The following is a 12,987-nucleotide window of genomic DNA, read 5'->3' as shown; positions in this document are numbered from 1 at the left end:
TCGTTGATTCGGTGGATGTGGAACGGTGGTTGTCAGACGCGCAGGATGCGCTCGCCGCGGCCGATGCCGCTGGCGCCGGTACGGACGGTTTCGAGGATCGCGCCGCGATCGATGGCCTCGAGGAAAGCGTCGTTCTTTCCGTGATCGCCGGTGAGCTCGATGGTGTAGCTCTTGTCGGTCACGTCGATGATGCGACCGCGGAAGATCTCGGCCATGCGCATCATCTCCTCGCGCTCCTTGCCAACGGCGCGCACCTTCACCATCATGAGCTCGCGCTCGGTGTAGGCACCTTCGGTGAGATCGACGACCTTGACGACCTCGATGAGCCGGTTGAGATGCTTGGTGATCTGCTCGATCACGTCGTCGGACCCCGCCGTGACGATCGTCATCCGGGAGAGGCTCGGGTCCTCGGTGGGCGCGACGGTGAGCGATTCGATGTTGTAGCCGCGGGCAGAAAACAGGCCGACAACGCGGGAGAGTGCACCGGGCTCGTTCTCGAGCAACACGGCAATGATGTGTTTCATGGCGATGGGACTCCTCTTTTCGCCGCCCTCCCCCGCGCACGGTAATGCGCGGGCTTGGCGAGCAATAGATTCGTCTGAAGATTGAGGTGAAACAACCCGGTCCTCCGACCGGGGACTGGGATCAGGTTTAGAGGTCTTCGGAGCCGAGCAGCATTTCGGTGATGCCCATGCCCGCCTTGACCATCGGGAACACGTTCTCGGTTGGGTCGGTGCGGAAGTCCATGAACACCGTGCGGTCCTTGAGCTTGCGCGCTTCGCGCAGCGCGGGCTCCACGTCCTGCGGGCGCTCGATCAGCATGCCGACGTGACCGTAGGCTTCGGCGAGCTTCACGAAGTTGGGCAGCGCATCCATGTAGCTGTGGCTGTAGCGACCCGAATACTCGATCTCCTGCCACTGCCGCACCATGCCCAGGTAGCGGTTGTTGAGCGAGACGATCTTGATCGGCGTGTTGTACTGCAGGCAGGTCGACAGTTCCTGGATGCACATCTGCACCGAGCCTTCGCCGGTCACGCAGAACACTTCCGAATCCGGCTTGGCGAGCTTGATGCCCATGGCGTACGGAATGCCGACGCCCATCGTGCCCAGCCCGCCCGAATTGATCCAGCGGCGCGGCTCGTCGAAGCGGTAGTACTGCGCCGCCCACATCTGATGCTGGCCGACGTCCGACGTGATGTACGTGTCGGTGTCCTTGGTCATGTTCCAGAGGGTCTCGATCACGCGCTGCGGCTTGATCACATCCTTGTTGCCGCGGTCGTACTTGAGGCAGTCCTTGCTGCGCCAGCCTTCGATGGTGTCCCACCAACTCGCGAGCGCGCCGGCGTCGGGGCGCGTGGTGCTTTCCCGGATCATCGAGATCAGTTCGGTCAGCACGTCTTTCACGTCGCCGACGATCGGGATGTCGACCTTCACGCGCTTGGAGATGCTCGACGGGTCGATGTCGATGTGGATGATCTTGCGTTCGTTTTGCGCAAAATGCTTCGGGTTGCCGATCACGCGGTCGTCGAAACGTGCACCCACGGCCAGCAACACGTCGCAGTTCTGCATTGCGTTGTTGGCTTCGATGGTGCCGTGCATGCCCAGCATGCCAAGGAACTTGCGATCCGACGCGGGATACGCGCCAAGGCCCATCAGCGTGTTCGTGACCGGGTAGCCGAGCATGTCGACCAGCGTGCGCAGCTCGTTGGTCGCATTGCCGAGCAGCACGCCACCGCCGGTATAGATATAAGGACGCTTGGCGTTCAGCAGCAGTTGCAGCGCCTTGCGGATCTGCCCGCCGTGGCCCTTGCGCACCGGGTTGTACGAGCGCATCTCGACCTTCTCGGGATAGCCGCTGTACGTTACCTTCTTGAAGGAAACATCCTTCGGCACGTCCACCACCACGGGGCCGGGGCGGCCGCTGCGCGCGATGTGGAAGGCCTTTTTCATCGTCAGGGCCAGATCCTTCGGATCCTTGACGAGGAAGTTGTGCTTGACGATGGGACGGGTGATACCAACCGTGTCGCATTCCTGGAACGCATCGAGGCCGATCGCCGCTGTGGGCACCTGGCCGGAGATGATGACCATCGGGATGCTGTCCATGTACGCGGTCGCGATGCCGGTCACGGCATTCGTGAGGCCTGGTCCGGACGTCACGAGCGCGACGCCCACGTCGCCGGTGGCACGCGCGTAGCCGTCGGCGGCATGCACGGCAGCCTGCTCATGGCGAACCAGCACATGCTGGATGGTGTCCTGCTTGTAGAACGCGTCGTAGATGTAGAGAACCGCGCCGCCCGGATAGCCCCAGACGTACTTGACGCCCTCAGCCTGAAGTGCCTTGACCAGCACCTCGGCGCCCATGAGTTCTTGTGTTTGACCGCCGGTGACGGCTGCTGCGGAAGCAAGTTCCGCCTTTGACATTTCCATGATCAACCTTTGCGATTTTCGGGAACGAAAAACCTTGGGTGCCCCTTCACCAGCTCTTTTGAAGCCGCGTCGGGACTTGAGGCCACAACCATGGGCGGATTTGTCAACCGCCGGATCGTGACCCGTTTGCCTTTTGACTTGCAAGGCGGATTATGACACCGGAAGGCACCCGAAGGGCCACATCACGGTCAATTAAGGCTCGCAGGCATAATCCGCGGCGAAAAAGACCCCGTCCCCCGAGATACTTCGTACGCGGCGCATCCCCCGGCGCCGGACTCGCTTGGCCACTGAAAAAGAACTATCCGATTTCCTGAAGAGCGTCGAACGACGGGCCTTCAAGCGGTCCGTCTACCACGTCCGGGACGAAGAAGCCGCGCTGGACATCGTGCAGGACAGCATGATGAAGCTGGCCGAGCACTACGGCGACAAGCCGGTGAACGAGCTGCCGCTGCTGTTCCAGCGCATCCTGTCGAACTGCACCCTGGACTGGTTCCGGCGGCAGAAGACCCGCAAGGCCCTTTTTTCCAACCTGAGCGATTTCGAGAATCTGGACGACGACGGTGATTTCGACCTCCTGGAGCACATCCAGCTGTCGGCGGACTCCCAGGAATCCGAGAGCGCCGAGGACACCACGAGGCGGGCTCAGATTTTTCGCGAAATCGAGGAACAAATCGCGGCGCTGCCGGGTCGTCAACGCGAGGCCTTTCTGATGCGTTACTGGGAGGAAATGGATGTCGCAGAGACGGCGGCCGCCATGGGGTGTTCCGAAGGGAGCGTCAAGACCCACTGTTCGCGCGCCGTCCACGCCTTGAGCAAGGCGCTCAAAGCCAAGGGAATTTCGCTATGAACACTACGCAAACTGCCTCTTCCGCCGCACTCGAGGAGCGCTTCGCCCGCCAGGTGGCTGCGCGCCTGACCGCCGGCAATGGCGAGCTGTCGCACGAGGTCAGCGAGCGCTTGCGAGCAGCGAGGGTGCAAGCCGTCGCCCGTCGCAAGGTCGCGCAGCAGCTTCGCCCGGCACCCGTGGTGCTCTCGCGCGGCGGCACGGCGACGCTCGGCGGCAGCTGGTGGACGCGGATCGGCTCGGTCATCCCGTTGGTTGCCCTTGTCGCCGGCCTGGTGGCGATCAGTGTGATGCAGGAAGACAACCGCGCCAATGAAATCGCCGCGATCGACTCCGCGCTGCTGACTGACGACCTCCCTCCCGCGGCCTACACCGATCCGGGATTTGCGCAGTTCCTGAAGACGTCGGACGACTCGCCCGAACGCTGATCGCCCGGCAACCGAATGCATCAACGCCCCCTCTCCCGCGCTGAAGCGCTCGGTCTCGCGTGCGCTCGTCCGCGAGCGGCTGCTGCCTGGCTGAGCGCCGGCCTCCTCATTGGCGCCGCTGGTCTTGCCAGTTCGTCGGTCGAGGCCCAGTCGGTCAAGAGTTCGGCGCCGCCACAGACGACCACGCCGGCGAAGCCGCCGGTCGTCTCCAAGCCGCTGTGGCGCGATCTCACGGCGCGGCAGCAGAAGGCCCTGCAACCGCTCTCGCCCTATTGGGACGAGCTGACGGAACCCCACAAGCGAAAGTGGCTGGCAGTTTCGCGCGACTACGCCAAGATGTCCCCCGAGGAGCAGGAGATGCTCCATAGCCGCATGACCGAATGGGCGAGCCTGACCAACCAGCAGCGCGCCCAGGCGCGGGTCAACTTCGCCAATGTCAAGCAAGTCCCTGTCGATGAGCGCAAGGCGAAATGGGAAGCCTACCAGGCGCTCAGCGACGAAGAAAAGAGCAAGCTGGCCGAGCGCGCAAAGAGCGCGAAGGCACCCGGCGCTGCGCCGACGATCCGCCTCGTGCCCGAGCAAAAGCTCGTTCCCATCCCGGCCGCCGGGCAAGACGGACAGCACACGCCGAGGATTCAGCTCGCTCCGCCGCCCGCGCCGGTTGCGGCCGCCCCGCGTCCTGCGCCTGCGCCGGTGCCTGCACCAGCGCCCGTCGCGGCTCCGGCACCGAGCCTCCCGCCGGTGAGCGCCGAAGCCCAGTTTCCGCCGCCGAGCGCGACGGACGTCGCGCCGAAGGCTTCGGAACAACCCCCAGCGGCGCCCTGATACAGGTGCCAATGCGTTCCGCGCCTCCCGGCAACGCCGGATCCCTTCGACCGTCCGCCGACGACACCGCAGCTTCCCACCTTGTGGCACCCGGACTATGGCGCCGCATGGCCTGCTGGCTCTACGAGGGCATGCTGCTTTTCGCCGTCGTGTTCATCGCCGGCTGGCTGTTCAGCACCCTGAGCCAGATGCGCAGTGGCATGGATTCGCGCCGCCATCTCCTTCAGGCGTTTCTGTTCATCGTTTTCGGCGTCTATTTCGTCTGGTTCTGGGCCCATGGCCAGACGCTGGCGATGAAAACCTGGGGTATCCGGGTCGTCGACCGGCATGGCCGCGCGCTCACCCAAGGCCGGGCGCTACTGCGCTATCTACTGAGCTGGATCTGGTTCCTGCCGCCGCTGGCGGCCATCTCGCCCTTCGGGCTCGGCGCGGGTGAATCTGCCGTCCTGATCTTCGGCTGGGTCATCGTGTGGGCGCTCCTGGCGCGCTTCCAGCCCGAGCAGCAGTTCTGGCACGACGTGTGGGCGGGCACTCGGCTCGTTGCCTCGAAGCCGCTGAGCAAGTCGTGAGCACCAGCGAACCCCTCGTCAATCCTCAAAAGAGCCGCCGCGGACTGATCCGCGTGTGGCACGCGACCCTGATTTCGCTCCACGGGTTGCGGGAAGGCTGGCACGAGCCTGCTTTCCGCCAGGAAATCCTCTTCGCCCTCGTGATGCTGCCGGCGGCGTTCTGGGTCGGTCGCAACTGGGTCGAAACCGCGCTGCTCATCGCCGTGCTGGCGGTTGTCCTGATCGTTGAATTGCTCAACAGCGGCATCGAAGCGGCAATCGACCGCGTCGGGCCCGAATGGCACAGCTTCTCCAAGAAGGCCAAGGATCTCGGCAGCGCAGCCGTCCTGCTGTCGATCCTCCTGTGCGGCGGCGTCTGGATCACCGCCGTCTGGCAACGGTTTGCCACATAGTCGACGCCCGAGCCGGGCATGATCGGGGGATGACTCCAACTTTTTCGATTTGCGTGTATTGCGGCTCCCGCCCCGGTGAGCGTCCGGAATTCGTCCACGTTGCGCGGGCCGTCGGCCGCTGGATCGGCGAACGCGGTGGACAACTGGTCTACGGCGGCGGGCGGACCGGGTTGATGGGCACTGTCGCCGAGGCCACCCGAGCCGCCGGCGGCCGCGTGGTGGGCGTCATTCCCAAGGCGCTGGTCGACAAGGAACTGGCCAACCGCCAGAGCGACGAGCTCCACGTCGTCGACACCATGCATGAGCGCAAGGCCATGATGGGCGAGCGCGCCGACGCCTTCCTGGCCCTGCCGGGCGGCATCGGCACTCTTGAGGAATTATTCGAAATCTGGACCTGGCGCCAGCTCGGCTACCACGACAAGCCGGTCGGCATCCTGAACGCAGGGGGTTACTACGACGCCCTGCTCGGATTCCTTGCGCACAGCGTGCGCGAAGGCTTCATGGGCGAATGGCAGATGGAGTTGGTGCGCTCCGGCAACGACGCCCCCGCTTTGCTCGAAGCCCTCGTCGAAGAAGTCGGCCGCCACCCCCGAGGCGACAAACTGGCCGAAGTCCTATAGATCAGGCACGCCCTGAAGCCAGAAACACCGTGGATCCGGCTCCGCCGGTCCACTGGTGTTGCCCCCGGAAGGGGGTTGGCAAAGCGACACGGAGTGCGCGCAGCCTGGGGGAGAGCCTAGACCGCCGCTTCGTCCTCTTCGCCGGTGCGGATCCGAACGACCCGCTCGACATTCGTCACGAAAATCTTGCCGTCGCCGATCTTGCCGGTACGCGCCGCGCTGACGATCGCGTCGACGCAGCGATCGACGTCGTTCTCGTTGACCACGACCTCGACTTTCATCTTTGGCAGAAAGTCCACAACGTATTCGGCGCCTCGGTAGAGTTCGGTGTGCCCCTTCTGGCGGCCGAAGCCCTTGACTTCGGTCACCGTGAGCCCGGTGACGCCCACCTCGGCCAGTGCCTCGCGCACATCATCGAGCTTGAACGGTTTGAGGATGGCTGTGATTTGCTTCATACGGTCTTTCATTCAAAGCGGGGAAACGGCCGAACGATTATGTCATCCGCATTTCGCGCATCCGCCGCGCAACCCTCGAGGCACGCGTGATCGCGGGGGCTGTTAACCTCGCCCAGCCATGCGCACTGGTTCCCCCTTCGCCAACTTCTTCGACTCGGTCATCCCGAGCCCGCAAGGTCAGGCCTACTTCCTGCTGGTCTTCACCACGGTGATCTGGGGCGCCAACGCGGTCGCCGCGCGACTCGCCGTCGGAGAGGTCTCGCCGATGATGCTGACCTTTTCGCGCTGGATCGTCTGCTGCACGGCGCTCGGATTCACTTCGCGGGGCGAGATCGCAGCGCACTGGCGAACGCTGCTGCCGTCATGGCGCGCCATTGCGCTGATGGGCACGCTGGGCTTCACCGGTTTCAACGCGCTCTTCTATGCAGCAGCACACCACACGACGGCCATCAACATCGCGATCATCCAGGGCACCATTCCGGTGCTGGTGCTCGTCGGCAGTTTTCTCTTTTTCGGCACGCGGATCCGCGGCCTGCAGATCATCGGCGTCATGATGACGGTTGCCGGCATCGGCGTCGTCGCATCGCGCGGAGATCTGGCCTTGCTCGCAACCCTCGGCTTCAATATCGGCGACGTCTGGATGATCGTCGCCTGCCTGCTGTACGCCGGCTACGCCCTGGGCCTGCGCAATCGGCCTGCGGTGCCGGCGATCGTGTTCTTTGCCGCAACTGCCGCGGTGGCCTGCGTGGTTTCGCTGCCGCTGGTCGCGGCAGAGATCGCGATGGGCCAGTTCTTCATGCCGACCTCGAAGGGTCTCGCGCTGATCGTCTTCATTGGCCTCTTGCCCTCTTTCGTGTCACAGATCACCTTCATCCACGCCGTCGGGCTGATCGGCCCCGCGCGGGCCGGCGTCTTTCTCAATCTGGTGCCGATCTTCGGGCCGCTGCTCGCGGTGCTCATCCTTGGCGAACCGCTCTCGCCGTATCACGCGGTCGCGCTGGCCCTCGTGCTCGGCGGCATCTACGTTGCCGAGACCCTCGGCGCCAAAAGGACCTGATGGGACTCCCTTGAGCGAACCGGTCATCCGCATCCACCGATCGGTCGCCGAGATCGACGCTGCCGCCTGGGACGGCCTGCTCATCGCGCAGGCGGAGCCCTCGCCCTTCATGCGCCACGCCTACCTGGACGCGCTCGACGCGAGCGACAGCGCATCGCCTCGCACCGGCTGGGCGCCGCACTTCGTCACGCTATGGCAGGACGGTGTACTCATGGCCGCGTGCCCGGTCTACGTCAAGGACCATTCGTACGGCGAATACGTCTTCGACTGGGCCTGGGCCAACGCCTATCAGCAGCATGGGTTGCACTATTACCCCAAGGCGGTTGTCGCGGTGCCCTTCACGCCGGTGCCCGGCACCCGCGTGCTCGCGCGCGATGCGCCGAGCCGCGCGCTGCTTCTGCGCGCACTGGTCGCCTGGTGCGAGCAGACGGAGGTGTCGTCGCTGCACCTGCTCTTCGGCGCCGACGACGACATCGTGGCCTGCGCCGACGCCGGGCTGATGCTTCGCCACACGGTCCAGTTCCACTGGACCAACGAGGACTGGCACGATTTCGACGCCTTCCTCGCGAACCTCTCGCACGACAAGCGCAAGAAGATCCGGCAGGAACGCCGCAAGGTCCGCGACGCAGGCGTGACGTTCCGCTGGTCGCGCGGGGCCGACATCTCCAATGCGGACTGGGATTTCTTCTACCGCTGCTACGCCCGCACCTACCGCGAGCACGGCAATCCGCCGTACCTGAACCGCGATTTCTTCCACCGCATGGCGGCGACGATGCCGGAGGCGTGGCTGCTCTTCATCGCGGAGCGCGAAGGCAAGCCGATCGCATCGAGCCTGATTGCCCTTTCGGCCGGCCTGGCCGGGGACAACGCCTCGGACCGCCCGTTGCTGGCCTACGGCCGCTACTGGGGCGCGCTCGAACGCGTGGACTGCCTCCACTTCGAGGCTTGCTACTACCAGCCGCTGCAGTGGTGCATCGAGCACGGCGTGCAGCGCTTCGAAGGCGGCGCGCAGGGCGAGCACAAGATGGCTCGTGCCCTGATGCCGGTCAAGACCACCAGTGCGCACTGGCTGGCCCATCCGGCATTCGCGGATGCGGTTGAGCGCTTTCTCGAACGCGAAGACGCGGGCATCCAGAACTACATGGACCACCTCGGGGACCGCAGCCCCTTCCGCCACGAGGAATGAGGCTCAGCGCGGCGCGCCCAACCCGATCGGCGCCGGCACCGCATTGACGATGCGCCTGAAAAGCGCCGCATAGTCCGGCTCGGGTTCGCAGCCGGTCAGCGGATCGCGATTCGCCAGGAATGCCTCGTCGAGCTGTGCCCAGTCGTCCTTGGTGAGCACTTTCTCGGCAAGCGGAAGGATCTCCCTTTCTTCCAGCGCCATGTGTGACAGATAGAACTCGACGTAGCGCTCGACCGCCTGCTCGAAGGCCTGGCGGCGCGGCTCGCCGATCATCTCGAAGGCGAGGAGCGCATGCTCCACCTCGCGGATCTTGCGTTCACCGCGTGCGTGATCGTCGTCCAGGCGATCAAGCAGTTCGCGCGAGATCGGCGTGCGAGCGCGCAGCTTCGGAAACAGCAGCTCGGATTCCTTGCGATGATGTCGCTTCTCGGGAAACTCATCGACGTAGAACAGCATCGCCCGCAGCGCTGCGAAATCCGGCAGCGTGTGCTTTGAGCGATGCTCTGCCAGCAACAGGACGATCGATCGCAGCATGGCCGAAAGGGCCGAATGTTCGTCCCGAATGATTCGCAAGGTGGCGTGCATCATGCCTCTCTCCGTGGTTGATGGCAGCTTCGCACGCCAGGGGCTTCGCGACCTTGAGGCAGATCAAATGCGTGCACGGACGGCACGCATCCGCCGGCTCACTTGACGAGTTTCAGCGCGCCCTTCATCAAGCCCGAATGCCCCGGGAACGAGCAGATGTACATGTAGCTCTGGTCGGCCTTGAGCTTGCTGGTGTCGAAGGTCACCGAAGTCGACTCGCCACCGCCGACGATCGGCGTGAAGGCGATGACCCGCGCATCGCCTGGCTTCAGGTAATTCTTGTCGAGACCGGCGGCAATGCCATCGGTCGCCACGGCCTGCGCATCGGCCGGCGTCGTCAGCACCCAGTTGTGACCCATGGCCGCCTTGGGCAGCTTGCCGGCATGCTTGAGCTTCACCGTGAACTGCTTGCAACTCTGCGGCACGTCGATGCTGCTCTTGTTGAACTGCATCGCGTCATTGCCTTCGATGTCCACATCGCAGGTGGCGGCGGATGCCGTACCGACCAATGCGAGCCAGAGCGCCGCAGCGCATGTTGTTTTCAACTTCATCATTCACTCCTTTTGAATTCGAGTTTGCACGCAATCGGTCAGTTTCGGAAACCCCGTTCAGCGGCACCAGAGATCGATCTGCCGGGCGAGATCGGCCCACAATGCGTGAAACGCCACGGCGGCGAGCAAGGCGCCGGCAAGACGGCTCCCCCACTCTTTCCGCGCAATGCCGGCACTGGTGCTCAGGCGTTGCCACAGCCACGGCGCTGCGATCAGGGAGACGCCACTCCCGGCCCCGAAACCGGCCATTGCCATCGCGCCTTGCAAGGGGCCGTCGGCCAGCCCAGCCAGCATCAGGGCGGAATAGAGAAGGCCGCACGGCATGGCGCCCCAGAGCGCGCCGGTCGCCAGCACCCCGGCCGTCGAGCCTGTCAATGGACGCAACCGCGCCTGGAGCGTGCCTCCGAGGCGATGCGCCCAAACCGGCTGGCGCCCGAGCACCGCGAGCGACAGGCCCCACATCAGCACCGCGACGTGCAGGAGCACCCAGAACGGCCGCAAGGCGGCGATGCGCTCGCTCGCGAGCCCGATGCCCTGAACCGTCATGGCGGCGACCGCACCGGCCGCGGCGTAGCTCGCGATGCGCCCGGCATGAAACGCCAGCGTCGCGCCCTGCCCTTGCAGGCTGCCGCCGCTGGTCACCGACGCAGCCCCGCCCTGCGGCGCTCGAACGATCCGGATGACGCCCGCGCAGGCCGCGCCGCACATCGCGACGCAGTGTGGCCCTCCGGCGAGGCCCATCAGGAACGCCGTGCCGAGTAGCGCCGTCTGCATCGTTCAGACGATCCGGGAGAAGCGGGTGCGGTTGCGGTCGGCCTGCAGATAGCGGTCGAAGACCATCGCCACGGCGCGCACGAAGAACCAGCCGGTCGGCGTCACTTCGATGTCATGGTCGCGGATCCTCACCAGCCCTTGGGCAGCCAGCGGCGCGAGCGCGGCGAGTTCTGGCGCGAAGTGATCCTTGAAGTCGATCAGGTGCGCCAGGTTGACGGCCTCGAAGTCCACGTGCCCCTGGCACATGATCGCCATGATGACCGCACGGCGGAGCACGTCGTCCCGCGTCAGCGCCAGACCCCGCACCACGGGCAGGCGCCCCTGGTCGAGCAGGTCGTAGTACTCCTCGAGCGTCTTGGCGTTCTGGCTGTAGGTCGCGCCGACGCGGCCGATGGCCGAAACGCCCAGCGCCACGAGGTCGCAGTCCGGCTGCGTGCTGTAGCCCTGGAAATTGCGGTGCAGCCGGCCCTGGCGCTTGGCGATCGCCAGCGGATCGTCCGGCAGCGCGAAATGGTCCATGCCGATGTACACATAGCCGGCGGCGGTGAATGCCGCAATCGCGCGCGACAGCATCTCGACCTTGGTCTTCGCGTCCGGCAGGTCCTCCGCCGCAATGCGCCGCTGCGGCTTGAAGCGCTCCGGCAGGTGCGCGTAGGCATAGAGCGCGATCCGGTCCGGCCGCAGGTCGCAAACCTGCGCCAGCGTGCGATCGAAAGAAGCCCGGCTCTGCTTCGGCAGCCCGTAGATGAGGTCGATGTTGATCGAGCGGTAGCCCAGCGCCCGCGCGCTTCCCATCAGGTCGAAGACCTCCCGGGCAGGCTGGATGCGGTGGACCGCCTGCTGCACGTCGGGGTCGAAGTCCTGCACACCGAAGCTCAGCCGGTTGAATCCCAGTGCGGCCAGCCGTTCGAGCCGGGCGCCATCCACAGTGCGCGGATCGATCTCGATCGACTGCTCGCGCTCGGGCGAAAGCGTGAACTCCCGGCCGAGCATCCCCAGCAGCCGCCCCAGCCCCTCGTCATCGAGGAAAGTCGGCGTTCCGCCGCCTAGATGCAACTGGCTGACCACCGCGCCCCGCCCCAGCTCGGAAACCTGCAGCGCCACTTCCCGCTCCAGGTAGTCGAGGTATTCGACCGCCCAGTGCTTGTGGCGGGTGACGATCTTGTTGCAGGCGCAGTAGTAGCAGAGCGACTCACAGAACGGCAGGTGAACGTACAGCGACAGCGGCCGCGCATTCATGCCGGAGGCGGTACGCTGGTGAACCGCCTGGACATAGTCGTCCGCGGTGAAGGCATCCACGAATCGATCCGCCGTCGGGTAGGAGGTATAACGCGGACCGGCAACGTCGAAACGCCGCAGAACGGCGGGCGACGGCAGTTCCTGGGAATGCGAAGCGGTCGCGAATGCAGGGGAAGAGTTCATCGCAGGCGATCAGAGGCAGTGTCCGGGCCACTATGCCGCCGGGGCGCCCCCCGATCCTTGATGTGGATCAACACCCGCGCCCACGACGGGTTCCAGAATCGACAGATACTCGACGTACATCAATGAAAACCGAAAACATCAAGGTCGCCTGTTCCAGCTGCAATCTTCGGGAGCTCTGCATGCCGGTCGGTCTCGAGCCCACCGAGTTGCAGCGCATCGACGACATCGTGGCCAAGCGGCGCAAGGTCCGCCGCCGCGAGATGCTCTTTCGGAACGGCGACCGCTTCACGTCGCTCTACGCGATCCGCACCGGCGTCTTCAAGACCCGGGTGGCCAGCCAGGACGGACGCGACCAGGTGACCGGCTTCCAGATGGCCGGCGAGATCATCGGCCTCGATGGCATCGTCAACGACCAGCACACCTGCGACGCGGTGGCGCTGGAGGATTCCGAAGTCTGCGTGATGCCCTTCGATCGCATCGAGGAGCTCTCGCGCGAAGTCTCGGCCCTGCAGCGGCATGTGCACCAGATCATGAGCCGCGAGATCGTGCGCGAGCACGGCGTGATGATGCTGCTGGGCAGCATGCGCGCCGAAGAGCGGCTCGCGGCCTTCCTCCTCAACCTGGCGCAGCGCCTGCACGCCCGCGGATTCTCGCGCTCCGAGCTCGTGCTGCGCATGACGCGCGAGGAGATGGGCAGTTACCTCGGGCTCAAGCTCGAAACGGTGAGCCGCACGCTCTCCAAGTTCATGGACGATGGCCTCATCGAGGTCCAGCAGCGCAACCTGCGGATCGTCGATGCCGAGGGACTTCGCCGGCTGATCACGCCGGCGGGTTGCTGATTCCATCTGCCAG

Annotated in this window: 16 protein-coding genes; 9 read left to right on the top strand and 7 right to left on the bottom strand. The window is 65.1% G+C overall.

Annotation, left to right across the window (positions count from 1 at the left end):
- Positions 1-32: 32 nt before the first annotated feature.
- Complete coding sequence (gene ilvN / locus BLW05_RS00605; RefSeq protein ID WP_076998466.1) at positions 33-524, bottom strand: acetolactate synthase small subunit; 492 nt, start codon at positions 522-524, stop codon at positions 33-35.
- Positions 525-651: 127 nt separating this feature from the next.
- A complete protein-coding gene (locus tag BLW05_RS00600) occupies positions 652-2,427 on the bottom strand; it encodes an acetolactate synthase 3 catalytic subunit (RefSeq protein ID WP_093158389.1) in 1,776 nt (591 codons plus the stop codon).
- A gap of 280 nt (positions 2,428-2,707) precedes the next feature.
- On the opposite strand from BLW05_RS00600, the gene BLW05_RS00595 reads away from it, so the two are divergent.
- From BLW05_RS00595 to BLW05_RS00570, 6 genes are all read left to right on the top strand, one after another.
- A complete protein-coding gene (locus BLW05_RS00595) occupies positions 2,708-3,274 on the top strand; it encodes an RNA polymerase sigma factor (protein ID WP_093158386.1) in 567 nt (188 codons plus the stop codon).
- Positions 3,271-3,699, top strand: coding sequence for a DUF3619 family protein (locus tag BLW05_RS00590; protein ID WP_093158384.1), 429 nt, complete (start codon positions 3,271-3,273; stop codon positions 3,697-3,699). Before BLW05_RS00595 ends, BLW05_RS00590 begins: the two co-directional genes overlap by 4 nt.
- A gap of 15 nt (positions 3,700-3,714) precedes the next feature.
- On the top strand, positions 3,715-4,524 hold the full coding sequence (locus BLW05_RS00585) for a DUF3106 domain-containing protein (protein WP_093158381.1): 810 nt from the start codon (positions 3,715-3,717) through the stop codon (positions 4,522-4,524).
- 107 nt (positions 4,525-4,631) lie between these two features.
- Positions 4,632-5,093 (top strand): RDD family protein, encoded by a 462-nt coding sequence (locus BLW05_RS00580; RefSeq protein ID WP_371126904.1) that lies wholly within the window; start codon positions 4,632-4,634, stop codon positions 5,091-5,093.
- Positions 5,090-5,485 carry a diacylglycerol kinase gene (locus tag BLW05_RS00575; RefSeq protein WP_093158376.1) on the top strand — a complete coding sequence of 132 codons (396 nt, stop codon included), beginning with the start codon at positions 5,090-5,092 and terminating at the stop codon, positions 5,483-5,485. Before BLW05_RS00580 ends, BLW05_RS00575 begins: the two co-directional genes overlap by 4 nt.
- Before the next feature lie 29 nt (positions 5,486-5,514).
- Positions 5,515-6,105, top strand: coding sequence for an LOG family protein (locus tag BLW05_RS00570; protein ID WP_093158373.1), 591 nt, complete (start codon positions 5,515-5,517; stop codon positions 6,103-6,105).
- Positions 6,106-6,221: 116 nt separating this feature from the next.
- Here BLW05_RS00570 and BLW05_RS00565 read toward each other — a convergent pair whose 3' ends face one another.
- Complete coding sequence (locus BLW05_RS00565) at positions 6,222-6,560, bottom strand: P-II family nitrogen regulator (RefSeq protein ID WP_088957270.1); 339 nt, start codon at positions 6,558-6,560, stop codon at positions 6,222-6,224.
- A gap of 118 nt (positions 6,561-6,678) precedes the next feature.
- Between BLW05_RS00565 and BLW05_RS00560 the strand changes: the two genes are divergently transcribed.
- Positions 6,679-7,617 carry a DMT family transporter gene (locus BLW05_RS00560; protein ID WP_093158371.1) on the top strand — a complete coding sequence of 313 codons (939 nt, stop codon included), beginning with the start codon at positions 6,679-6,681 and terminating at the stop codon, positions 7,615-7,617.
- A gap of 10 nt (positions 7,618-7,627) precedes the next feature.
- Positions 7,628-8,803: a GNAT family N-acetyltransferase gene (locus tag BLW05_RS00555; protein WP_093158368.1), complete on the top strand. Its 1,176-nt coding sequence runs from the start codon at positions 7,628-7,630 to the stop codon at positions 8,801-8,803.
- Between the two features lie 3 nt (positions 8,804-8,806).
- On the opposite strand, the gene BLW05_RS00550 is transcribed toward BLW05_RS00555, so the two are convergent.
- From BLW05_RS00550 to hemN, 4 genes are all read right to left on the bottom strand, one after another.
- Positions 8,807-9,391, bottom strand: a complete 585-nt coding sequence (locus tag BLW05_RS00550) for a hemerythrin domain-containing protein (protein WP_093158366.1) — start codon at positions 9,389-9,391, stop codon at positions 8,807-8,809.
- A gap of 95 nt (positions 9,392-9,486) precedes the next feature.
- Entirely contained in the window at positions 9,487-9,939 is a 453-nt protein-coding gene (gene azu / locus BLW05_RS00545) for an azurin (RefSeq protein ID WP_177142525.1), read from the bottom strand.
- 57 nt (positions 9,940-9,996) lie between these two features.
- Positions 9,997-10,713, bottom strand: coding sequence for a sulfite exporter TauE/SafE family protein (locus BLW05_RS00540; protein WP_093158360.1), 717 nt, complete (start codon positions 10,711-10,713; stop codon positions 9,997-9,999).
- Positions 10,714-10,716: 3 nt separating this feature from the next.
- Positions 10,717-12,135: an oxygen-independent coproporphyrinogen III oxidase gene (gene hemN / locus BLW05_RS00535; RefSeq protein WP_093158357.1), complete on the bottom strand. Its 1,419-nt coding sequence runs from the start codon at positions 12,133-12,135 to the stop codon at positions 10,717-10,719.
- Positions 12,136-12,167: 32 nt separating this feature from the next.
- On the opposite strand from hemN, the gene fnr reads away from it, so the two are divergent.
- The gene (gene fnr, locus BLW05_RS00530) at positions 12,168-12,974 is read left to right on the top strand and encodes a fumarate/nitrate reduction transcriptional regulator Fnr (protein WP_093158354.1); all 807 of its coding nucleotides are present in this window, start codon (positions 12,168-12,170) and stop codon (positions 12,972-12,974) included.
- Positions 12,975-12,987 lie beyond the last annotated feature (13 nt).

It is taken from the genome of Variovorax sp. YR216, from assembly GCF_900107745.1.
Taxonomy (GTDB): Bacteria; Pseudomonadota; Gammaproteobacteria; order Burkholderiales; family Burkholderiaceae_C; genus Variovorax.
The sequence above is the reverse complement of the archived record's forward strand: the minus strand, read 5'-3'. Positions and strand labels throughout refer to the sequence as shown.

Excerpts from the sequence above, each read along its gene's own strand:
- BLW05_RS00585 (WP_093158381.1), top strand. The coding sequence starts at position 3,715 with ATGCATCAACGCCCCCTCTCCCGCGCTGAAGCGCTCGGTCTCGCGTGC.
- hemN (WP_093158357.1), bottom strand. The coding sequence starts at position 12,135 with ATGAACTCTTCCCCTGCATTCGCGACCGCTTCGCATTCCCAGGAACTG.
- fnr (WP_093158354.1), top strand. The coding sequence starts at position 12,168 with ATGCCGCCGGGGCGCCCCCCGATCCTTGATGTGGATCAACACCCGCGC.
- BLW05_RS00600 (WP_093158389.1), bottom strand. The coding sequence starts at position 2,427 with ATGGAAATGTCAAAGGCGGAACTTGCTTCCGCAGCAGCCGTCACCGGC.
- BLW05_RS00550 (WP_093158366.1), bottom strand. The coding sequence starts at position 9,391 with ATGATGCACGCCACCTTGCGAATCATTCGGGACGAACATTCGGCCCTT.
- BLW05_RS00565 (WP_088957270.1), bottom strand. The coding sequence starts at position 6,560 with ATGAAGCAAATCACAGCCATCCTCAAACCGTTCAAGCTCGATGATGTG.
- ilvN (WP_076998466.1), bottom strand. The coding sequence starts at position 524 with ATGAAACACATCATTGCCGTGTTGCTCGAGAACGAGCCCGGTGCACTC.
- BLW05_RS00560 (WP_093158371.1), top strand. The coding sequence starts at position 6,679 with ATGCGCACTGGTTCCCCCTTCGCCAACTTCTTCGACTCGGTCATCCCG.
- BLW05_RS00540 (WP_093158360.1), bottom strand. The coding sequence starts at position 10,713 with ATGCAGACGGCGCTACTCGGCACGGCGTTCCTGATGGGCCTCGCCGGA.
- BLW05_RS00590 (WP_093158384.1), top strand. The coding sequence starts at position 3,271 with ATGAACACTACGCAAACTGCCTCTTCCGCCGCACTCGAGGAGCGCTTC.
- BLW05_RS00580 (WP_371126904.1), top strand. The coding sequence starts at position 4,632 with ATGGCCTGCTGGCTCTACGAGGGCATGCTGCTTTTCGCCGTCGTGTTC.
- BLW05_RS00570 (WP_093158373.1), top strand. The coding sequence starts at position 5,515 with ATGACTCCAACTTTTTCGATTTGCGTGTATTGCGGCTCCCGCCCCGGT.
- azu (WP_177142525.1), bottom strand. The coding sequence starts at position 9,939 with ATGAAGTTGAAAACAACATGCGCTGCGGCGCTCTGGCTCGCATTGGTC.